Origin of the sequence: Streptomyces sp. NPDC002730 (assembly GCF_042888805.1) — a bacterium.
Classification (GTDB): domain Bacteria; phylum Actinomycetota; class Actinomycetes; order Streptomycetales; family Streptomycetaceae; genus Streptomyces.
Map to the genome: position 1 here is coordinate 38,070 of NZ_JBIAQG010000016.1, position 20,593 is coordinate 58,662.

General features: G+C 70.2%; 20 protein-coding genes. 15 read left to right on the forward strand and 5 right to left on the reverse strand.

Translation table 11 applies throughout. From position 1 onward, the window contains the following. Positions 1 to 2: 2 nt before the first annotated feature. Entirely contained in the window at positions 3 to 512 is a 510-nt protein-coding gene (locus ACFYXH_RS34435; protein WP_389571584.1) for an HAD domain-containing protein, read from the reverse strand. Between the two features lie 84 nt (positions 513 to 596). Here ACFYXH_RS34435 and ACFYXH_RS34440 point away from each other — a divergent pair, with 84 nt between their 5' ends. Further along, positions 597 to 1,148, forward strand: coding sequence for a TetR/AcrR family transcriptional regulator (locus ACFYXH_RS34440; RefSeq protein ID WP_389571587.1), 552 nt, complete (start codon positions 597 to 599; stop codon positions 1,146 to 1,148). Next, the gene (locus ACFYXH_RS34445) at positions 1,145 to 2,689 is read left to right on the forward strand and encodes an MFS transporter (protein ID WP_389571589.1); all 1,545 of its coding nucleotides are present in this window, start codon (positions 1,145 to 1,147) and stop codon (positions 2,687 to 2,689) included. The genes ACFYXH_RS34440 and ACFYXH_RS34445 overlap by 4 nt, the downstream gene beginning before the upstream one ends. Before the next feature lie 163 nt (positions 2,690 to 2,852). Here the strand turns inward: ACFYXH_RS34445 and ACFYXH_RS34450 are convergent, their stop codons facing one another. Further along, positions 2,853 to 3,569 (reverse strand): lysophospholipid acyltransferase family protein, encoded by a 717-nt coding sequence (locus ACFYXH_RS34450; RefSeq protein WP_327328235.1) that lies wholly within the window; start codon positions 3,567 to 3,569, stop codon positions 2,853 to 2,855. A gap of 193 nt (positions 3,570 to 3,762) precedes the next feature. On the opposite strand from ACFYXH_RS34450, the gene ACFYXH_RS34455 reads away from it, so the two are divergent. The 3 genes from ACFYXH_RS34455 (at position 3,763) to ACFYXH_RS34465 (ending at position 6,068) form a co-directional block, all read left to right on the forward strand. Then, positions 3,763 to 4,908: a glycerophosphodiester phosphodiesterase gene (locus ACFYXH_RS34455; protein ID WP_389571592.1), complete on the forward strand. Its 1,146-nt coding sequence runs from the start codon at positions 3,763 to 3,765 to the stop codon at positions 4,906 to 4,908. A gap of 86 nt (positions 4,909 to 4,994) precedes the next feature. After that, positions 4,995 to 5,528 carry a sigma-70 family RNA polymerase sigma factor gene (locus ACFYXH_RS34460; protein WP_389571595.1) on the forward strand — a complete coding sequence of 178 codons (534 nt, stop codon included), beginning with the start codon at positions 4,995 to 4,997 and terminating at the stop codon, positions 5,526 to 5,528. Between the two features lie 36 nt (positions 5,529 to 5,564). Continuing rightward, entirely contained in the window at positions 5,565 to 6,068 is a 504-nt protein-coding gene (locus tag ACFYXH_RS34465; protein ID WP_327322351.1) for a GNAT family N-acetyltransferase, read from the forward strand. Here ACFYXH_RS34465 and ACFYXH_RS34470 read toward each other — a convergent pair. Together ACFYXH_RS34470 and ACFYXH_RS34475 are read right to left on the reverse strand one after the other, a co-directional pair. After that, a complete protein-coding gene (locus tag ACFYXH_RS34470; RefSeq protein WP_389571598.1) occupies positions 6,065 to 6,529 on the reverse strand; it encodes a hypothetical protein in 465 nt (154 codons plus the stop codon). The genes ACFYXH_RS34465 and ACFYXH_RS34470 overlap by 4 nt on opposite strands. Positions 6,530 to 6,531: 2 nt before the next feature. Beyond that, entirely contained in the window at positions 6,532 to 6,891 is a 360-nt protein-coding gene (locus tag ACFYXH_RS34475) for a hypothetical protein (protein WP_327322349.1), read from the reverse strand. Between the two features lie 70 nt (positions 6,892 to 6,961). On the opposite strand from ACFYXH_RS34475, the gene ACFYXH_RS34480 reads away from it, so the two are divergent. The 9 genes from ACFYXH_RS34480 (at position 6,962) to ACFYXH_RS34520 (ending at position 18,890) form a co-directional block, all read left to right on the forward strand. Then, complete coding sequence (locus tag ACFYXH_RS34480; protein WP_389571601.1) at positions 6,962 to 7,609, forward strand: HAD family hydrolase; 648 nt, start codon at positions 6,962 to 6,964, stop codon at positions 7,607 to 7,609. A 336-nt stretch (positions 7,610 to 7,945) separates the two neighbouring features. Then, a complete protein-coding gene (locus ACFYXH_RS34485; protein WP_385306418.1) occupies positions 7,946 to 9,064 on the forward strand; it encodes a methionine ABC transporter ATP-binding protein in 1,119 nt (372 codons plus the stop codon). Further along, positions 9,061 to 9,729, forward strand: a complete 669-nt coding sequence (locus ACFYXH_RS34490; RefSeq protein ID WP_385306419.1) for a methionine ABC transporter permease — start codon at positions 9,061 to 9,063, stop codon at positions 9,727 to 9,729. Before ACFYXH_RS34485 ends, ACFYXH_RS34490 begins: the two co-directional genes overlap by 4 nt. Positions 9,730 to 9,809: 80 nt before the next feature. Next, complete coding sequence (locus tag ACFYXH_RS34495) at positions 9,810 to 10,670, forward strand: MetQ/NlpA family ABC transporter substrate-binding protein (protein WP_389571606.1); 861 nt, start codon at positions 9,810 to 9,812, stop codon at positions 10,668 to 10,670. A gap of 147 nt (positions 10,671 to 10,817) precedes the next feature. Beyond that, positions 10,818 to 11,465, forward strand: coding sequence for a GNAT family N-acetyltransferase (locus ACFYXH_RS34500; protein WP_389571609.1), 648 nt, complete (start codon positions 10,818 to 10,820; stop codon positions 11,463 to 11,465). A gap of 123 nt (positions 11,466 to 11,588) precedes the next feature. Further along, positions 11,589 to 12,809: a precorrin-6y C5,15-methyltransferase (decarboxylating) subunit CbiE gene (gene cbiE, locus ACFYXH_RS34505; RefSeq protein WP_389571612.1), complete on the forward strand. Its 1,221-nt coding sequence runs from the start codon at positions 11,589 to 11,591 to the stop codon at positions 12,807 to 12,809. Positions 12,810 to 13,144: 335 nt separating this feature from the next. Then, positions 13,145 to 16,495, forward strand: a complete 3,351-nt coding sequence (gene cobT, locus ACFYXH_RS34510) for a nicotinate-nucleotide--dimethylbenzimidazole phosphoribosyltransferase (protein WP_389571614.1) — start codon at positions 13,145 to 13,147, stop codon at positions 16,493 to 16,495. A 270-nt stretch (positions 16,496 to 16,765) separates the two neighbouring features. Continuing rightward, positions 16,766 to 18,007 (forward strand): uroporphyrinogen-III C-methyltransferase, encoded by a 1,242-nt coding sequence (cobA, locus tag ACFYXH_RS34515; protein WP_389571617.1) that lies wholly within the window; start codon positions 16,766 to 16,768, stop codon positions 18,005 to 18,007. Between the two features lie 64 nt (positions 18,008 to 18,071). Next, positions 18,072 to 18,890, forward strand: a complete 819-nt coding sequence (locus tag ACFYXH_RS34520) for an RNA methyltransferase (RefSeq protein WP_327322340.1) — start codon at positions 18,072 to 18,074, stop codon at positions 18,888 to 18,890. 46 nt (positions 18,891 to 18,936) lie between these two features. Here the strand turns inward: ACFYXH_RS34520 and ACFYXH_RS34525 are convergent, their stop codons facing one another. Further along, positions 18,937 to 20,109 carry a serine/threonine-protein kinase gene (locus tag ACFYXH_RS34525; protein WP_389571962.1) on the reverse strand — a complete coding sequence of 391 codons (1,173 nt, stop codon included), beginning with the start codon at positions 20,107 to 20,109 and terminating at the stop codon, positions 18,937 to 18,939. 204 nt (positions 20,110 to 20,313) lie between these two features. On the opposite strand from ACFYXH_RS34525, the gene ACFYXH_RS34530 reads away from it, so the two are divergent. Then, entirely contained in the window at positions 20,314 to 20,571 is a 258-nt protein-coding gene (locus tag ACFYXH_RS34530) for a hypothetical protein (protein ID WP_389571621.1), read from the forward strand. Positions 20,572 to 20,593: the final 22 nt, after the last annotated feature.

Sequence of the window (20,593 nt, forward strand, 5' to 3'; positions counted from 1 at the left end):
CGTCACCGCAGCGCCGCCGCCCAGTCCGCGAGCGCGTCGAAGTCCGGCCGGAGCAGTCCGACCCTGTCGTCGACGCGCAGCAACAGGGCGGCGGCCAGGCGCCGTTGTTCCACCCACTCATGGTCCATGGCCGTGATCTCGTCGTCGATCCAGGCGAACGGCCGCCCCGCCGCGTACTCCAGGATGTACTGCGTCTTCCAGAAGGTCCCGCGAGGGGCCTTTCCGTGCATCTCGGGCCAGTCGATGTACGGCAGTTCGGGCAGCCCGAGATGCGGCCCGATCCACTCATTGGCCTCACCCTTCCAGGTCGTGGCCCAGACGAGTTCGTACCACTCGGCCAGAGCCAGCAGCTCGACCCCGTGCTCCGGGTTGAGCCAGACGCGCAGCGGCTTGGTCTCCGTCCAGCCCGAGGGCCGCATCCGGTGGGTGACGTAACCCTCCGGTCTGCGTTGGGCTTGTGCCGCATACGGATTGAGCGGCCCGTCGACGTCGATCAGCAGCAGTGGCTTCATCCGCACACGATCCCCTTTGTGCCGCCGGGGCGGCAGCGAATATTTAATGAGACATTGATGTCTCATGTGGGCTATGGTTGTCTCATGACAGTCGACCGCGAACAGGTTCTGCGCACCGCCGCCGCCCTGCTCTCCCGTAAAGCGACCGCGACCATGGACGAGGTCGCCCGGGCCGCGGGCATCGGGCGGGCCACCCTGCACCGGCATTTCGCCGGGCGGCACTCTCTCGTCAAGGCCCTCGAAGACCTCGGCATCCATGAGTTCGAGGCGGCTCTCGACGCCGCCAGGCTCGACGACGGCACGGCCGAGGACGCGCTGCGGCGGCTCATCGCCGAATTGGAGTCCGCCGCCCCGCTGCTCGCCTTCCTCGTCACCGAGAACCAGCTCTTCGAGGGCGACCAGGTGAACGAGGGCTGGAACCGCCTCGACGCTCGTGTCTCGGCGCTCTTCCGGCGCGGGCAGGAGCAGGGCGAGTTCCGTATCGACCTCACGCCTGCCTGGCTGACCGAGGCCCTCTACGGGCTCGTCGGTGCCGGCGCCTGGTCGGTGCAGGAGGGGCGGGTCGCTGCCAAGGACTTCCAGTACATGATCGTCGAGTTGTTGCTCGGCGGCGCACGACGGAGCGTGAGGGAATGACCAGTACCGACCGGCAGGCTACGGAGAGCGAAGCGATACGCAGTCCCGGCCGGTGGCTCGCGCTCGCCGTCCTCGTTCTTGCCGTGCTGCTCGTCGCCGTCGACGCGACCGTGCTCGGCCTCGCGACGCCGTTCCTCAGCGAGGACCTGCAGCCCTCCGGTACCCAGCTGCTCTGGATCGGCGACGTCTACTCGTTCGTCATCGCCGGTCTGCTCGTCTCGATGGGCAGCCTCGGTGACCGTATCGGCCGCAAGAAGCTGCTGCTGATCGGCGCGGTCGCGTTCGGTGCGGTCTCCGTGCTCAACGCATACGCCACGAGCCCGGAGTTGATGATTCTCGCACGCGCCCTGCTCGGTGTCGCGGGCGCCACCCTGATGCCGTCCACGCTCGCGCTGATCCGCAATATCTTCCACGACCCCAAGGAGCGCAGCCTCGCGGTCGGCGTCTGGGGCGCGGCTGCCTCCGCGGGCGCCGCGGTCGGACCTGTCGTCGGCGGCTTCCTGCTGGAGAACTTCTGGTGGGGCTCGGTCTTCCTGATCAACCTGCCCGTGATGGCGGTGCTGGTCCTGGTCGGCGTCAAACTGCTGCCGGAGTCCCGCGACCCCAACCCCGGCCCCTGGGACCTGATCAGTGTCGGCCTCTCGCTGATCGGCATGGTCAGCGTCGTCTACGCCGTCAAGGAGGCGGCGGTGCACGGCTTCCGCTGGGACAACGCGGCGGCCGCGATCATCGGACTGGCCGCTCTGTACTGGTTCGCCCGGCGGCAGCTGACGCTCGACTCGCCGCTGCTGGACATGCGGCTCTTCCACCACCGCGGCTTCTCCGGTGCGGTCCTCGCCGATCTGCTGACCATTCTCGGCCTGTCCGGACTGGTCTTCTTCCTTTCGCAGTTCCTGCAACTGGTGCAGATGCGCTCGCCGTTGGAGGCGGGACTGATCGAACTGCCCGCCGCGATCGGCGCGGTGGGCGCGGGTCTGCTGGCCGGCCATCTCGCCCGCAGAGCCTCCGTACGCAGCGTGGTGGCCGGCGGACTGACAGCGGTCGGACTCGCACTCGCGGCCTGTACGGCGGTCAGCGCGTCCACCGGAGTGCTGGCGCTCGGTATCGCGCTGTTCATCGGCGGTGTCGGAGCGGGTCTCGCCTTCACCGTGACCGCGGACGTCATCCTCTCCAGCGTGCCCAAGGAGCAGGCGGGCGCGGCTTCCGCGGTGTCGGAGACTGCATACGAGCTGGGCGCGGCGCTCGGCATCGCGCTGCTCGGATCCATCGTGACCGGTATGTACCGCGGCTTCACCGCTCCGCCGGGCGTCCCCGCCGAGGCGGCCGCTTCGGCGCACGACTCACTCGGCGGCGCGGTCGAGTCGGCCAAGGACCTGCCGCAGGATCAGGGCGCGGCGATGCTGTCGGCAGCGCAGGACGCCTTCACCGACGGCTTCCAGTCGGCGGGGGCGATCGGCGCGGCCGTACTCTTCGCGACGGCCGTCGCGGCGTGGTTCATGCTGCGCGGCCAGAAGCTCGAGGAAGGCCTCGAGCACCCGTAAGCACCCGTAAGGCACCGAACGGCAGTACGTTCCTGAGCGCCGCAAAGCCTCGAATATCCGTCAGGCCCCCAGCGGCCACAAGGGTGAGTGACGACGAAAGAAGGGCCGGACCCGCGTGGGCCCGGCCCTTCTCACAACTTCGCGTCACCCCGGAGCGACTGGCTCAGGCCGCCTTCGCCTTCGTCGCGTACATGTCCACGTACTCCTGGCCCGACAGCTCCATGACCTCGGTCATCACCGAGTCGGTCACCGCGCGCAGTACATAGCGGTCGCGGTCCATGCCGTCGTAGCGCGAGAACTCCATCGGCTCGCCGAAGCGGACCGTCACGCGGCCCGGCCGCGGCAGGCCGGCGCCGCCCGGCTGCAGCTTGTCGGTGCCGATCATCGCGAACGGAACCACGGGCGCGCCGGTCATCAGCGTGAGCCGCGCGATGCCCGTACGGCCCCGGTAGAGCCGCCCGTCGGGGGAGCGGGTGCCCTCCGGGTAGATGCCGAACATCCTGCCCTCCTCCAGCACCCGGCGGCCGGTCATCAGCGCGGCGACACCGCCGTTGGCGCCGTCGCGGTCCACCGGGATCATGCCGCTGCCCGTGAAGAACCAGGCCATCAGCCGGCCCTTGACGCCCTTGCCCGTCACGTACTCGTCCTTGCCGATGAAGTGGACCGGACGGGCGCAGACCAGCGGAAGGATCATCGAGTCGATGAATGTGAGGTGGTTTCCGGCGAGAATGACCGGCCCCGTCCCCGGGATGTTCTCGGCACCTTCCACACGTGGGCGGAACATCAGGCGCAGGATCGGTCCTAGCACTGCCTTGATGAGCGACAAGCGGGACAACGGGTCCTCCGTGTCATGTGCGGGTGTCGTGGGGGCGGACGGTATGGCGGCGAAGTCTGTGCAGGTGAGGACGATACTCGTGGGTCACACCTGATCGCACATCGGGTTCATCGATCGGATACACAGTGTTGACGTGTGTTTCCACTGCGTTCGTCCAGGCTCTGCCGTATGGAAGGCGTAGCTGCCTACCATCGGGCATCGCTTGACAGGTGCGGGACATCACAACGGAGGAACGTCGATGACACAGGGTGCGGACGGAAGTCCCGGGCGTCGGACCGTACTGGGAGCGGCGGTGCTCGGCACGGCCGCCCTCGGGCTCGCCTCCACGGCGGCACGGGCCGACGAGCGCGACAGCGGACATGGTTCGTACAGGGACCTGCCCTCCCCGACGGTGATCGCCCACCGTGGCGCCAGTGGCTACCGGCCCGAGCACACTCTCGGCTCCTACCAGCTGGCCCTCGACATGGGCGCGCATGTCATCGAGCAGGACCTGGTGCCGACCAAGGACGGCCACCTCGTATGCCGTCACGAGAACGACATCACCGGTACGACGGATGTCGCGGCCCACCCGGAGTTCGCGTCCCGCAAAACCACCAAGTCCATCGACGGCGTCAGCCTCACCGGCTGGTTCACCGAGGACTTCACGCTCGCCGAGCTGAAGACGCTGCGCGCCAAGGAGCGGATCCCCGCCAACCGCCAGGAGAACACCCTCTACGACGGCCGCTGGGGGATACCCACCTTCGAGGAGGTGCTGCGCTGGGCCGAGAAGGAGGGCCGCCGGCGTGGCCGTCCCGTCTGGCTCCATGTCGAGACCAAGCACCCCACCTACTTCCGGGGGATCGGACTCGGTCTCGAGGAGCGACTTGCCAGGCTGCTGCGCCGGTACGGACGCGACCGCCGCAACTCGCCCGTGTTTCTCCAGTCGTTCGAGCCGAGCAGCATCCAGCGGCTGGCCGGGCTTGTCGACTCGCCGCGCGTCGTCCTGCTGTCGGCCGCGAACACCCGCCCCTGGGACTTCGTCCAGGCGGGCGACCCGCGCACGGTCGCCGATCTCGTCAAGCCCGAGGGCCTGAAGTGGATCGCGTCGTACGCGCAGGGCATGGGCCCGACCCTCGACCTGATCATCCCGAAGGACGCGAACGGCAAGCTGGGCACGCAGACGACACTGGTGCGGGACGCGCACGCCAAGGGCCTGATCCTGCACCCGTACACGATGCGCAACGAGAACACCTTCCTGCCCGCCGACTTCCGGCGCGGCACCGACCCGAACGCCTACGGCGACGCCTTCGGCGCCTTCAAGGTCTACTTCGAGACCGGCATCGACGGGATCTTCACCGACAACTCGGACACGGGTCTGCTGGCCGCCGCCGACTTCCGCGGCTGACGCACAGACGACACCCGACCTGCCCGAACGGGTGACTGTGCCGTCTCGCGGCAACCGCCGCCGCGCGACGGCACGTCCCGCCGGACATGACGCCTCTCGAAGACACCCCCGCCCATGTGGTCCGCGCGCTGCGCCCGCTGGTGAGCGCCGAGGCCACGGCCGAGGCGCCGGGCACCGCGTTGGAGGCCGGCGACCTCGAACAGGCCGTCTGGGTGCGGCTGCTCGAGCGGCTCGACCGTGACGGGCCGCCGCCGGACGCCGCCCGCTGGGTCAGGTCCGCCGTACGAGCGGAAGCGCGCCGCGCCCGGCGGACGGCCGCCCGTGAACTCCCGTACGGCCAGGAACCATCGGCCGATCCGGCCGGCAGTCCCGAACGCACCGTGCTCCGGGCCGAGCGGCGCCTCTCGCTGCGGGCTGCCGTCGCGCGGACGCCCGGGAACTGCCCGCGGCTGCTCACCGCGATGCTGTCCCCGGACGACCCGACCTACCGGGAAATCGCAGGGGCGTTGGGAATCTCACAGGGCAGTCTGGGGCCGATGCGTTCCCGCTGCCTGGGATGCCTGCGCAGAATGCTGACGGCAGAGGTTGGCGCTCCTGAACGCGGGGGAAAGGAGCGGTAGACAACCGGCGGACAGGTGAGCGGGAGGCATGCACACATGGGCATGAGCGTGACCATCTCAGCGGCAGCGGCGCAGGACGCGGAGCACATCCTGAAGCTGCAGTATCTGTGCTACCAGACCGAGGCCGAACTCTACGGCGACTACGGAATCGAGCCCCTCACCCAGTCCCTCGAGAGTCTGCGGGCCGAAATAGCGCAGGGCCATGCCCTGGTGGCCCGGCTGGGTGACGAGGTGGTGGCTTCCGTACGCGGCAGGGTCGACGAGGGCGGGACGGCCCGCATCGCCAAGCTCATCGTCCATCCAAGGATGCAGCGCCACGGCCTGGGCGGACGGCTGCTGGACGCGATCGAGGAGCGCTTCGCCGGGGAGCCGGCCGCCAAGCGGTTGCAGCTCTTCACCGGCCATCGCAGCGAGAGCAATCTGCGGTTGTACCGCAGCCGCGGCTATGTCCAGGTGTCCAGTGAGCAGGTCGGCCCGCGGCTCACACTCGTCACACTGGAGAAGGAGTCCGAGGCGCGCGCGTATGTCGCCAGCGCCTAGCCGTCCTGGCCGTCGGGCTGCGCCGCGTCCGTACGGGACCGGCGCAGCCAGAGCATTCCGGTGACCGGCAGCAGGACCGGGATGAAGATGTAGCCCATGCCGTACTTCGACCAGACCGTCGCGTCCGGGAAGGCGGACGGCTCCACCACGGTCCAGGTCCCGACGATCAGTACGCCCGCGAGCTCGGCGGCGCAGCACACCAGCGCCGCCCTGCGGGCCGTCTCTCCGCCGCGGACGAGGGTGTACGTGATGAACGCGTACACCACGGCCGCGACGGCGGAGAGCGTATGGGCGAGCGGCGCCGAGTCGTAGTCGGTGAGGATCTGGTAGACCGAGCGCGACACCGCGCCCACCGACATCACGCCGTACAGCCAGACCAGCAGCACTCCAGGTCCCTGGACCAGCTTGGTCCGCTGCTTCGTCTGCTGCGCCTGCTTCGCTCCGGTGACGGGCTCGGCCATCGTCAGCCTCCCCAGATGTCGTAGAGCCGTACTTCGAGCACTGCCAGTACCACCGCGCCGGCCGCGACGGTCGCCGAGCCCCAGCGGGTCCGCTCGGCCAGCGACAGGAAGCCCGCCGCCGGTACCGCGGCGAACGAGCCGATCAGATACGCGATGAAGATCGCGGTGCCCTCCTGCGCCTTCTCGCCGCCCGCCAGCTGCACGACCCCGACCACCAGTTGCGCGAGCGCCAGCACCGACACCACGGCCATGCCGATGAAGTGCCAGTCCTTGGTGGGCTGGTCGCGGTAGGCGGCGAAGCCGCACCAGGCGGCGAGGGCGAGCGCGGTCACGGCGACCGCGACCGTCAGGGCGTCAAGCATGGACCCGAGAGTATTACGGGCCAAAAGGCCCGATGCGCGCGGCCCCGTGCGCCCCGTATGGTCGACGACCATGAAGATCCACGCCGAAGCCCTGCTGTTCGACAACGACGGAACGCTCGTCTCCTCGATGGAGTCCGTCAACCGCTGCTGGACCCTCTGGGCGCAGGAGTACGGAATCACGGCGGAGGACTTCGCCCGCGTCGAACTGCACGGCCGCCCCGCCGTGGAGATAGCCGCCGATCTGCTGCCCGCGGACATGGTGCCCGAGGCCCTGGCCCGTATCGAACAGCTCGAGGTCGAGGACGTGGCCGGCGGAGTCGTCCTGCTGCCCGGCACCGCCGAGCTGCTCGCGCAGTTGCCCGCGGACCGCTGGGCCGTGGTCACCTCCGCGACCCGGCGGCTTGCCGAGGCCAGGCTCGAAGAGGTCGGCATCCGGCCCAAGCACCTGATCGCCGCCGACGACATCAAGCGCGGCAAGCCCGACCCGGAGCCCTACCTGCTCGGGGCGCGCCGACTCGGCGTGGATCCGGCGCGCTGTGTCGTCTTCGAGGACGCGCCGGCGGGGCTGACCGCGGGGCGCGCGGCCGGTATGCGGACCGTGGGCTTGGCCACAACACACCAGCGTTCCGAGCTCGTCGCCGATGTCGTCGTGCGTGACCTCTCGGCCGTGTCCGTGCAGGCCACCGGAGGGGGAGTGGAGATCACCGCGGCGGAATGAGCCAGTCCAAATGCTGTATCAAGGATGTCCGCTATTCGGACAACCGGGATCGCTCGACAGGCATGTCTGCTTTACTTGCCGACATGACCAGGACGAGCAGCCGCACCCTTGCGACCGAGGCGATCACGACGCCCGGTGCTCGTTGTATGTGTCGAATGTGCGCCAACTGAGGGCCCCTGCCTGAGCCTCGCGCCCCCGAAGCGAGACCGACAGCCGCGCCGAATCCGATCTTCCGCCTGGAACGCATCGGACCGAGCCTGCCCCCGCGCACGCATTGCTTCCCGGCCACAAGCCGAATCAGCCGTACTGCGCCTGACTGTCCAACCCGAATGCCCCGTGCCCGGCGGACACCGCGCCGCGCACTCGACAGTGACGGAAACCCCTGTGATCACCACTACGGGCCTTACCAAGGTCTACCAGTCGCGAGGCCGCGAGGTCACCGCCCTGGACGGCGTCGACCTGCACGTCCGTGAAGGCGAGGTCTTCGGAGTCATCGGCCAGAGCGGCGCCGGCAAGTCCTCGCTCATCCGCTGCGTGAATCTGCTGGAGCGCCCCACCGCCGGCACCGTGACCGTCGCCGGCCAGGACCTCACCGCGCTGGCCGGACGCGGCCGCCGCGCCGGCAAGGAACTGCGCGAGGCGCGCAGCCGTATCGGCATGGTCTTCCAGCACTTCAACCTGCTGTCCTCGCGCACCGTCAAGGACAACATCGAACTGCCCCTGGAGATCCTCGGGATCTCCGGCGCCGAGCGCTCCCGCAAGGCACTCGAGCTGCTCGATCTGGTGGGCCTCGCCGACAAGGCGAAGGCGTACCCCGGACAGCTCTCCGGCGGCCAGAAGCAGCGCGTCGGCATCGCCCGCGCACTCGCCGGCGACCCGAAGGTGCTGCTCTCCGACGAGGCGACCAGCGCACTCGACCCCGAGACCACCCGCTCGATCCTGCAGCTGCTGCGGGACCTCAACCGGCAGCTCGGACTGACTGTGCTGCTCATCACGCACGAGATGGACGTCGTCAAGACGATCTGCGACTCGGCCGCCCTGATGAAGAAGGGGAAGATCATCGAATCCGGAACGGTGAGTGAACTGCTCGCGACGCCCGGCTCCGAGCTGGCCCAGGAGCTCTTCCCGGTCGGCGGCGAAGCCTCCGGACCCGAGAGCACGGTCATCGACGTCACTTTCCACGGCGAGGCCGCCACTCAGCCGGTGATTTCCCAGCTCTCGCGTACGTACAACATCGACATCTCGATCCTCGGCGCCGCGATGGACACCGTCGCAGGCAAGCAGATCGGCCGGATGCGTATCGAACTGCCCGGCCGCTACGAGGAGAACGTCGTCCCGGTCGGCTTCCTGCGCGAGCAGGGCCTGCAGGTCGATGTCGTCGACCCCGACGCCCCCGCCGAATCGGTGACTCTCCCTGCGCAGGCCTCCGCCCTGGTCAAGGAAGGTGCCAAGTGAACTGGTCGGAGATGCAGCCGCTGCTGAGCCAGGGCACCGTCGACACCCTCTACATGGTGCTGTGGTCCACCCTCGTCACCGTCGCCGGCGGACTGCCGCTCGGCGTGCTGCTCGTCCTCACCGACAAGGGCGGACTGCTGCAGAACACCCCGGTGAACAAGGTCGTCGGCGTGATTGTGAACATCGGCCGCTCGCTGCCCTTCATCATTCTGCTGATCGCGCTGATCCCCTTCACCACCCTGGTCGTCGGCACCTTCATCGGCCCCACCGCGATGATCGTGCCGCTCGCCGTCGGCGCCATTCCGTTCTTCGCCCGGCTCGTCGAGACGGCGATCCGCGAGGTCGACCACGGTCTGGTCGAGGCCGTCCAGGCGATGGGCGGATCCATTCCGACGATCGTCCGCAAGGTGCTGCTGCCGCAGGCGCTGCCGTCGCTCGTCTCCGCCGTCACCACCACCGTGATCGTGCTCGTCGGCTACTCGGCGATGGCCGGCGCGGTCGGCGGCGAGGGTCTTGGCTCCAAGGCCGTGACCTACGGATTCCAGCGCTTCGAGACCCAGTTCATGCTCATCACGGTCGTCATCCTGATCGCCCTGGTGACGGTCGTACAGCTCATCGGTGACGGGGTCGTACGACTCCTGGCGCGCCGTGGCCGTACCGCCTGACCCATCCCCAGACCTCACTCCAAGAAGCCCGCACTCCTTGTCCGGGCAACGTTCCGCACCACCAGAAAGAGGCACTTTTCGTGCGTAAGAACATCAAGTTCACCGCGGCTGCCGCCGCCACCGCCGCCCTCGCTCTCGGCCTCACCGCCTGCGGCACCGCCTCCGACCCGGGCGCGAAGTCCGGCTCCGGAGCCAAGGCCGACGAGTCCAAGGCGCTGGTCGTCGCCGCGTCCCCGACGCCGCACGCCGACATCCTCAACTTCGTCAAGGACAAGCTGGCGAAGAAGGCCGGACTCAACCTCGAGGTCAAGGAGTTCACGGACTACGTCCTGCCGAACACCGCCACCGAGAGCGGACAGGTCGACGCCAACTTCTTCCAGCACAAGCCGTACCTCGACGACTTCAACAAGAAGAACAAGACCCACATCGTTCCGGTCGTCAACGTTCACCTGGAGCCGCTGGGCCTCTACTCCAAGAAGGTCAAGGACCTCAAGGAGATCAAGTCCGGGCAGACCGTTGCCGTACCGAACGACACCACCAACGAGGGCCGCGCGCTCAAGCTCCTCGCGGACAATGGTCTGATCACCCTCAAGTCCGGTGTCGGCTCGGGCGCCAAGCTCTCCGACATCCAGGACAAGAAGGGCCTGGAGTTCAAGGAGATCGAGGCCGCCACGCTGCCCCGCGCCCTGAACGATGTCGACGCCGCGGTCATCAACGGCAATTACGCCATCGAGGCCGACCTCAAGCCCGCCAAGAACTCCCTTGCGCTGGAGAAGGCGGAGGGCAACCCCTACGCCAACTTCCTCGCCGTCAAGGAGGGCAATGAGAAGGACGCCCGCGTGCAGAAGCTCGCGAAGCTCCTCAACTCCCCCGAGGTGAAGAAGTTCATCGAGGACACGTACGCCGGCTCGGTCGTCCCGGCCTTCGGCGCCGTCAAGTAACGCCCGCAGCAAGCCCTTTGGACGAGGCCCCGCGCACCGCGACAGGTGGGCGGGGCCTCGTGGTACTCATCACCCGGCCATGCACATCCGCCACCCGATGCTGCATGCTGTGCCTTTACGGCTACGGCCCTTACGACGGTCTTCGGCATGGAGCTGCGCATGACTACCACCTTCCCGGACGTGTCCATCAGCACGGAGCGGTTGGTGCTGCGCCCCTTCGAAGAAGCCGACATCCCGGCGCACACCGAGATGATGAACGACGAGCTGGTCACCGCCTGGACCTCGGTTCCGCACCCGTACACGGCGGCGGACGCCGAGGATTGGGTGCGCAGGATCGCTCCTGCAGAGCGCACCGAAGGACGCGGCATAGTCCTGGCCGTCACGGAGTTCCTCACCCAGCGGCTCGTGGGAACCATTCATCTGCAGAACACCAACTGGCGCACACTCGCCACCGAGGTCGCCTACGTGACCGCCCCCTGGGCGCGCGGCGAGGGCTACGCCACCGAATCGGTGCTGGCCGTCGCCCAGTGGCTCTTCCGCGTCCAGCAGTTCGAGCGCATCGAGCTGCGCACGGCCGCCGACAACACCGCGTCCCAGCAGGTCGCGCAGAAGATCGGCTGCATCAGTGAGGGAGTGCTGCGGAACGCCTGGATAGCGCGTACGCAGACGGAGGACGGCGGCTGGGCCGATATCCGCACCGATCTGATCGTCTGGAGTCTGCTGCCCGAGGACCTCGAGGCCGTCCCGGACCGGATGGCGGACGCGGGCTACGCCTCCTTCACCGACTGGAACTGACGGCTTCATCGACTGGAACTGACGCAGCTGTCACAGCCGATCACCGCCCGCTCCGGGTAGTCTCGCCATGCCCGCCCCTGCGGGGCTGCCCCGACCTGCGACAACACCAGGAGACTGACGACGATGGCCGACCGCGTCACGGTGATCGGCTGGGACGGTTCGCCCCTCACCGCAGCGGCCAGGTCCGCCCTCTCCGCCGCCACTTTGGTGGCCGGAGCCGCGCACCATCTGGCGCTGCCCGAGGTGCCGCGGGGCGCCGAGCGCATCCGGCTCGGCAGCGTCGACCTCGCCGCCCGCCGGATCGCCGGCCACCGCGGCAGCGCCGTCGTCCTCGCCGACGGCGACCCGGGCTTCTTCGGGGTCGTACGCACCCTGCGCGCGCCGGAGCACGGCCTCGAGGTCGAGGTCGTCCCCGCGGTCTCCTCCGTGGCCACCGCCTTCGCCCGGGCCGGAATGCCGTGGGACGACGCACAGATCGTCGTCGCCCACCGCCGTACGCTGCGCCGCGCCGTCAATGTGTGCCGGGCGCACTCCAAAGTGGCTGTCCTCACCTCCCCGGGCGCCGGTCCCGCGGAACTCGCCCTGCTCCTCGAAGGCGTCCACCGCACCTTCGTCATCTGCGAGGAACTCGGCACCGACCGTGAGCAGGTCACCGTCCTCACCTCCGACAAGGCGGCCGACCACGTCTGGCGCGACCCCAATGTCGTCATCGTCATCGGCGGAGCCGCGAGCGCGGCCGTGCCGGGCAGCGGCTGGATCGCCGGCCGCGACCCCGGCTATCCGCCGGCGGCACGGGGCTGGGCGCTGCCTCCGGAGCCCGGGGCCGGTGCCATCGGTGAGGGCGAGTCGGTGCAGCTGCGCGCCGCGCAGCTGGCCCGTCTGGGACCGCGTATCGGCGACCTGGTGTGGGACATCGGCTCCGGCAGCGGTGCTCTCGCGGCCGAGGCAGCCCGCTTCGGAGCCGCGGTGATCGCCGTCGACGCCGACCGGGCCGCCTGCGACCGTACCGCCGCCACGGCACGGCGCTCCGGAGTCCAGCTCCAGGTCGTCCAGGGCCGTGCGCCGCATGTGCTGGAGCGGCTGCCCGAGCCCGATGTCGTACGGATCGGGGGCGGGGGAGTGCCGGTGGTGACCGCCTGTACCGACCGGCGGCCGCAGCGCATCGTGTCCCATGCCTCGACCCGGGACGAGGCCGAGGCGATCGGCGCGGCACTGGCGGCCGGTGGCTACGCTGTCGAGTGCGCCCTTCTGCAGTCCGTCGAACTGGACACCGTGGCATGGGCGGAGCGGGAGCGCTCCGTCGTCTTTCTGCTCTCCGGCCGCCAGCCTGACCGCGCCCCGTGACCCCGCCGCCGCACCGCGCGATGTAGGCTGGCCGATCGTTGTACCGCGCCCGGCCGTTCGTCGCTTCGTTCGTCAATGTCCGGAAAAGGGGGTCCCTTTGGCTCCTGTATGTGGTACGTCGGAACCGGGGGAAGCGCAACGTGGCGCAGCCCACATCGGACCGTGGCGGATCTCCCTGCCGCGGCGGCGAAACGGCCGCGAGAATGCTTGGTGTCCGTGGGCCGAACGTGCCGCGCGGCGCTCACGCTCGTTCTTGTTGACGGGCGTCAGGTGTGCCGTGGTCGGGTGCCCCGGGCGATGGGCGAAGGAGCACAAGCGATGGGCGAGGGGTACGCATGACTGACACCGGCCAGGTCCCGGGCGAGGGGCTGCCGGAGAACGCAGGCATGGTGGAGCAGCCGGGTATCCCCGCTGCTGGCGCGTACACCTTCCTGGGCCCCTCCGAGAACGGTCCCGAAGAGGACGATCTGCTGCTGATGCCGGGTGCGCAGGGCGCGTGGAGCGACCCGCAGCCGGGCGCAGCGCCGGTGCCGCCGGGCATGGGGGCGCAGGGGCCGGTGGCTCAGGCGCCGGTCGCGCAGATGCCGATGGCTCCGGCACCCGGGCACGTTGTGGGTGGGCTCGCGCCTGTGGCTGTGCCCGTGGATCAGACGCCGATGCCTGAGCATATGGCTGTCGGGCAGCCGGTTTTTGAGCATCAGGGCTTTGAGCAGCAGGTTTCCGAGCACCTGGGTTCCGAGCAGTATGTCGAGGTGCCCGCGCCGGTGCAGATGCCTGCGGGTCAGGAGTTCGTCGCTCAGGAGTTCGTGGGTCAGGAGTTCGCCGCTCAGGATTTCGTGGCTCAGGAATTTGTGGCGCCGGAACTTGCGGAGCCCGCGGCGATGGCGGAGCCGGTCGTTCCGGCCTTCGCGGAGGAACAGCCCGTCCCCGCGGCCGAGCCCTTCGTCCCGGTCGCGCCGGTCGCACAGGTTCCGCCGCTGTCCGAGCCGGGCGCGCACGAGGCCGGTGGCCGTGACTCCGGTTCGGTCGACCTCAATGGCGTACGCATCCCGCCCACCTCCGCCACGCCGACTCCGCCGCCCGCGCGACGGCCGCTCCACATGGGCCCGCCGGTGCCCGACACCTCGGGCGGCGTGGTGCGCTCACTCGCCGACCGCGGACCGGCGGGTGCAACGCCGCCGCACGCCGTGTCCGTGCCCAACCCTGGGTCGCCCACGACGGGCGTGGAGTACCTCGACATCCCGCGCGACGGGTCGGCAATGCTGCCGGGGCCGCAGCTGGGCGAGATCCCCCCGCAGGCCGGAGCCCCTTGGGACCCTCAGCCTCCGCAGCCCCAAATGCCCTCTGCCGTCCCAGCAGAAACGGTCGTCCCGGAGCCTGCTCCGGTTGTCACCGAGGCCGAGGCTGTTCCGGCACCGGTCCCGGACCCTGTTCCGGCACCCGTCCCGGACCCTGCCCCGGTCGCCGAGCCGGAGCCGGAGTCGACGCCCGTCGGACAGTTCGTCCCCGTCGACGGATCGCTCCCCACCACGCCCCACCTGGCGCCCACGCCGGTCGACGTGCTTGTGCAGCCGGAGATGGTGCAGCAGGAGCCCGCGCCCGCGCCCGCGCCCGCGCCCGAGCCCGAGCCCGAGCCGGAGGTCGAACCGGCGGCCGAGCCCGTGCCTGTGCAGGAAGCGGAAGCCGAAGTGGTACCGGTACCGGTACCGGTACCGGTACCCGTACCGGAGCCGCAAGCCGTGGCGAAGGTGCCGGCGCCGCGTGACGGTGGCTGGGACGTGCCCCAGGAAGTGTCTGTGGAGACCGCTGCCCAGCCGGCTCCCGTGATCGAGCCCGAGCCCGAGCCGGCTCCCGAGGTGATCGAGGTGATCGACGTGGCTGAGGTCGTCGAGGCCGAGGAGCCCGCGCCCGCACCCGAGCCGGAGCCGGTCCCCGCAGCGGCCGCTGCCGGGACCGCGCCCGCACCCGGCTATGACGACGCCGAGCGCGAAGCCGTACTTCGTGTGATGCGCGAGCGCCGGGACATCCGCAACGGCTTCCGTTCCGACCCCATCCCGCACGAGGTGCTGCTGCGTGTGCTCGAGGCCGCGCACACAGCCCCCAGCGTCGGCCACTCGCAGCCCTGGGACTTCGTCGTCATCCGCTCGGCCGAGACCCGGCGGACGATGCACGAACTGGCGCAGCGCCAGCGGGAGGCGTACGCCAAGTCCCTGCCGAAGGGCCGGGCCAAGCAGTTCAAGGAACTGAAGATCGAGGCGATCCTCGACACCCCGGTGAACATCGTGGTCACCGCCGACCCGACGCGCGGCGGCCGCCACACCCTCGGCCGGCACACCCAGCCGCAGATGGCCCCGTACTCCTCGGCCCTCGCCGTCGAGAATCTCTGGCTCGCAGCCCGGGCCGAAGGTCTCGGCGTCGGCTGGGTCAGCTTCTTCGACGAGCGCGAGATGGTGCGCGCGCTGGGTCTGCCGGAGCACCTCGAAGTCGTGGCGTACCTCTGTGTCGGTTACGTCGACGAGTTCCCGGAGGAGCCCGAGCTGATGCAGGCGGGCTGGTCCAAGCGCCGGCCGCTGTCCTGGGTCGTGCACGAGGAGACGTACGGCCGCCGTGCCCTGCCCGGCGAGGAGCCGCACGATCTGCTCCAGGAGACCGTCTCCAACATTCGTCCGCTGGACGCGAAGGCGCTCGGCGAGGCGTGGGAGCGGCAGAAGCGGATGACCAAGCCGGCCGGAGCGCTCGGCATGCTGGAGATCATCTCCGCCCAGCTGAGCGGCCTGTCCCGGATGTGCCCGCCGCCGATCCCCGAGCCCGCGGCGGTCGCGATCTTCGCGGGTGACCACGGGGTGCATGCGCAGGGGGTCACCGCCTGGCCGCAGGAGGTGACGGCCCAGATGGTCGCCAACTTCCTTGGCGGCGGGGCGGTGTGCAACGCATTCGCCAACCAGGTCGGCGCCGAGGTCTGCGTCATCGACGTGGGTGTGGCCGGGGACCTTCCCGCCACGCCGGGTCTGCTGCCGCGCAAGGTCAGGCCGGGTACGGCCGACTTCACGACCGGTCTCGCGCTGAGCCGCGAGGAGGTCCTCTCGGCGGTCGAGGTCGGTATCGAGACGGCGCGGGACTTGGTGGCCGCGGGGAACAAGGCGCTGCTCACCGGTGAGATGGGCATCGCCAACACGACGGTCTCGGCGGCGCTGATCTCCGTGTACACGGAGATCGACCCGGGCGAGATCACGGGGCGCGGTACCGGCATCAACGACGAGATGCACGCGCGCAAGGTCGACGTCGTGCGCCGCGCGCTGGAACTGCACGCGCCGGACCCGGCGGACCCGATCGGCGTGCTGTCGGCAGTCGGCGGCCTGGAGCACGCGGCGCTGGTCGGCTTCATCCTGGGCGGCGCGTCGCTGCGTACGCCGGTAGTGCTGGACGGAGTCTCGGCGGGCGCGGCGGCACTCGTGGCCCGTGCGATCGCGCCCGAGGCCCTGGCGGCCTGCATCGCGGGCCACCGCAGCGCAGAGCCGGGCCACGTGGCGGCCCTCAACAAACTGGGCCTGCGCCCTCTGGTGGACCTGGACCTTCGCCTCGGCGAGGGCACGGGTGCGCTGCTGGCGCTCCCGGTGGTCCAGAGCGCGGCCAGGGCGATGCACGAGGTGGCAACGTTCGACTCGGCGGGCGTGACGGAGAAGTAAGGGGTCGCGACGAAGTAACGGGTCGCGGCACGGGGTTGGGGGCGCCGGGAATCCGGGGCCTGCGCAACCGTCCGCCGGGGGCCGAACCGGCCCCGGGGCCCGGCTCCGGAAGGGGCGGGGCGCGGCGGGGTAAGGAAAGTCTCCCGGGCCCGCCCCCGCACCCCCCGCCCCGTAAGCTGGTCCGCGGGCGCTGACAACCCGCCCACCAGCCGCTTCAGCGCCGCAGCGGACCCGTACCACGCACGTCCCGCCCGAGGAGTCCGTACCGTCATGGCCGAGCACGCCACGCGCGCCGCGCAACCCGCCTACCCCGTCGGACTCCGCCTCTCCGGGCGGCGCGTCGTCGTCATCGGCGGCGGCCAGGTCGCCCAGCGTCGGCTGCCCGCGCTGATCGCGGCCGGTGCCGACATCGTTCTCGTATCGCCGTCCGCGACGCCCTCCGTCGAGGCGATGGCCGAGGCCGGCGAGATCCGCTGGATCAAGCGCGCCTACGCCGACGGCGACCTCGCCGACACCTGGTACGCCCTCGTCGCCACCTCCGACGCCGAAGCGAACAACGCCGCCTCCGCCGAGGCCGAGCGCACCCGCACCTGGTGCGTACGCTCCGACGACGCCGGCGCCGCCACCGCCTGGACCCCTGCAACCGGCCGTTCCGAGGGCGTGACCGTCGCCGTCCTCACCTCTGAGGTGTCCGGCCGCGACCCCCGCCGTTCCGCCGCGCTCCGCGACGCCATCGTCGAGGGCCTGCGCGACGGCACCCTCGCCGCCCCCCACCACCGCACCCGCACCCCGGGCGTCGCTCTCGTCGGCGGTGGTCCCGGTGATCCCGACCTGATCACCGTCCGCGGCCGCCGCCTCCTCGCCGAGGCCGACGTCGTCATCGCCGACCGCCTCGGCCCCCGCGACCTCCTCGACGAACTCCCGCCGCACGTCGAGGTGATCGACGCAGCGAAGATCCCCTACGGCCGCTACATGGCCCAGGAGGCCATCAACAACGCCCTGATCGAGCACGCCAAGGCCGGCAAGGCGGTCGTACGCCTCAAGGGCGGGGACCCCTACGTCTTCGGCCGCGGCATGGAAGAGGCCCAGGCCCTCGCCGAGGCCGGCATCGCCTGCACCGTCGTGCCCGGTATCTCCAGCTCGATCTCTGTCCCCGGCGCCGCCGGTATCCCGGTCACCCACCGTGGAGTGGCCCACGAGTTCACCGTCGTCAGCGGCCATGTCGCCCCCGACGACGAGCGTTCGCTCGTCGACTGGCCGTCCCTCGCCAAGCTCCGCGGCACGCTGGTCGTCCTCATGGGCGTCGACAAGATCGGCGCGATCGCGCAGACCCTTGTCGCCCACGGCAAGGCCCCCGACACCCCCGTCGCCCTGGTCCAGGAGGGCACGACCGCCTCCCAGCGACGCGTCGACGCCACCCTCGCGACCGTCGCCGAGACGGCCAGGGCCGCGGACGTACGGCCCCCGGCCGTCATCGTCATCGGTGACGTGGTCACCGTAGGAACAAAGTAACCAGCGGTAACCCAACTCTGCCCCAGCCGTTGGCACCGCACCCCGGAGAAGGCAGTATCACCCTGTGGCTGATCTCATCACTGTCGAGGATCCCGACGACCCGCGCCTGCGCGACTACACGGGCCTGACCGACGTCGAGCTACGGCGCAAGCGCGAGCCCGCCGAAGGCCTGTTCATCGCCGAGGGCGAGAAGGTCATCAGACGGGCCAAGGACGCCGGTTACGAGATGCGCTCCATGCTGCTCTCCGCCAAGTGGGTCGATGTGATGCGCGACGTCATCGACGAACTCCCGGCCCCGGTCTACGCCGTCAGCCCGGAGGTCGCCGAGCGGGTCACCGGCTACCACGTGCACCGTGGCGCGCTCGCCTCCATGCAGCGCAAGCCGCTGCCGACCGCCGACGAGCTGCTTCGGACCACCCGCCGGGTGGTTGTGATGGAGTCGGTCAACGACCACACCAATATCGGGGCGATCTTCCGTAGCGCCGCCGCCCTCGGCATGGACGCCGTGCTGCTCTCCCCGGACTGCGCGGACCCGCTGTACCGCCGCTCGGTCAAGGTCTCCATGGGCGCGGTCTTCTCCGTCCCGTACGCCCGCCTCGAATCCTGGCCCAAGGGCCTGGAGTCCGTACGGGAAGCGGGCTTCAAGCTCCTCGCTCTCACCCCCGACGAGAAGGCCTCCGTCATCGACGAGGCGGCCCCGCACCGGCTGGAGCGCGTCGCGCTGATGCTCGGCGCGGAGGGCGACGGGCTCTCCACCCAGGCGCTGGTCGCCGCCGACGAGTGGGTACGCATCCCGATGGCGCACGGCGTCGACTCGCTCAATGTGGGCGCGGCCGCCGCAGTCGCGTTCTACGCCGTGGCGACGGGCCGCCCGCAGTCCTGAACCCGAGCAGCCACAACAGTCCGAGCAGCCAGAGCAGCCACAACAGCTAGAGCTGCTGAGCCGCGGCGATACCCAGCGCCACGATCAGCGTCACGACGAAGAACACGATGATCCGCTGCCGCAGCAGCCGCGGGTTGGCGGGCCGCCGCCCGGCCGACGTCGGCCGGGTACCGGGCCTGGTGCCCTGACGGCCGTTTGTACGGGAGGTGTTGCGGGACGGCTGGGGGCGCGTACTCCCGGTGCGCGAGGGCTGCGGACGCGGCACGGACGTGCCCGCCGTACGCCGCTCCATCCGTTCGGTCCGCTCCGAACGCTCCGTGCGCTCCGGGTAGCGCGAAGTCGTACGGTCCTCCTCGATACGCACGCGCTGGGACGGCGGCCGGGCCTCCGGCAGCCCGTTGGCCTCCCGGGCCGCGATCTCCTTGAGCCGCATCGACAGCTGCAGCGTGCTGGGCCGCTCCTCGGGATCCTTCGCCAGACAGGCCTGTACGAGCGGAGCCAGCGCGTCCGGAACCCCGTACAGCTGCGGCTCCTCGTGCACCACCCGGTAGAGCATGACCTCCGAACTGCCGTGCCCGAAGGGGGAGTCCGCGGTCGCGGCGTACGCAAGAGTGGCACCAAGCGCGAAGACGTCCGTGGCCGGAGTGACCGCCGCACCGCGCACCTGCTCGGGCGCGAGGAACCCCGGGGAGCCCACCGCCGTGCCGACATGGGTGAGCGTGCTCGCGCCGGTCGCCCAGGCGATGCCGAAGTCGATGATCCTGGGGCCCTTGGGGGAGAGCAGAATGTTCGACGGCTTCAGGTCCCGGTGCACGACGCCGGCCTCGTGCACCGCGACCAGGCCCTCCGAGAGCGCCGCACCGATCGCGGCCACCTCGGCCGCCTGCAGCGGGCCTTCCTCGGCGACCTTGTCGTGCAGCGAAGGACCGGGGACGTACTGGGTGGCGAACCACGGGCGCTCCGCCTCGAGATCGGCCGCCACCAGCCGTGCCGTACAGCCGCCGCGGATCCGCCGCGCGGCCGAAACCTCGCGTGCGAACCGCGACCTGAACTCCTGGTCCTCGGCCAGATCCGGCCGGATCACCTTGAGGGCGACGCGCTGGCCGCGGCGGTCGGAGCCCAGGTAGACGACGCCCATGCCACCCGCACCGAGGCGCCGGTGAAGCCTGAACGAGCCGACGACACGCGGGTCCTCGCGCCGGAGCCGCATCATCGCCATGTCCATCCCCGCTGCCCGGTCGTCCGTTTGACGTGGCACAGCTTACGTACCCCTGCCCCGGTGTGCTCATAGGCCGCGCCCTCACGGCCCGATCGATTGTCAGTGCCGGGTGGGAAACTTGAAGAGTGGTCAGGGGCCTGCGGATACACCGCCCCTGACCCGTGCGAGATCTCAAAGGTCCGTCGCAGAAGGGGGATTGGATCGATGAAGGGTGACCGCGTGGAGATAGTGGTGGACGCGGGTGACACGACTCGTACGTACGAAGTGGTGGCAAGCCGGGCGGGCCGCCGGGTCGAGACGGCGGTGCGCAGAGGGGTGGTCGAAGTGAGCGAAGTCACCCGCAACGGATCGGTGGTGCGGACGGCCCGCTTCATGGCCACCCGGGTGCTGGCTCTGGTCGAGCAGCCGGTGCCCCGGGAGGACGTCTCGGAGCAACCCCTCCGGGAAGACCCCAAGTCCTAGGGACGCGTCTCCACCCTGGGGA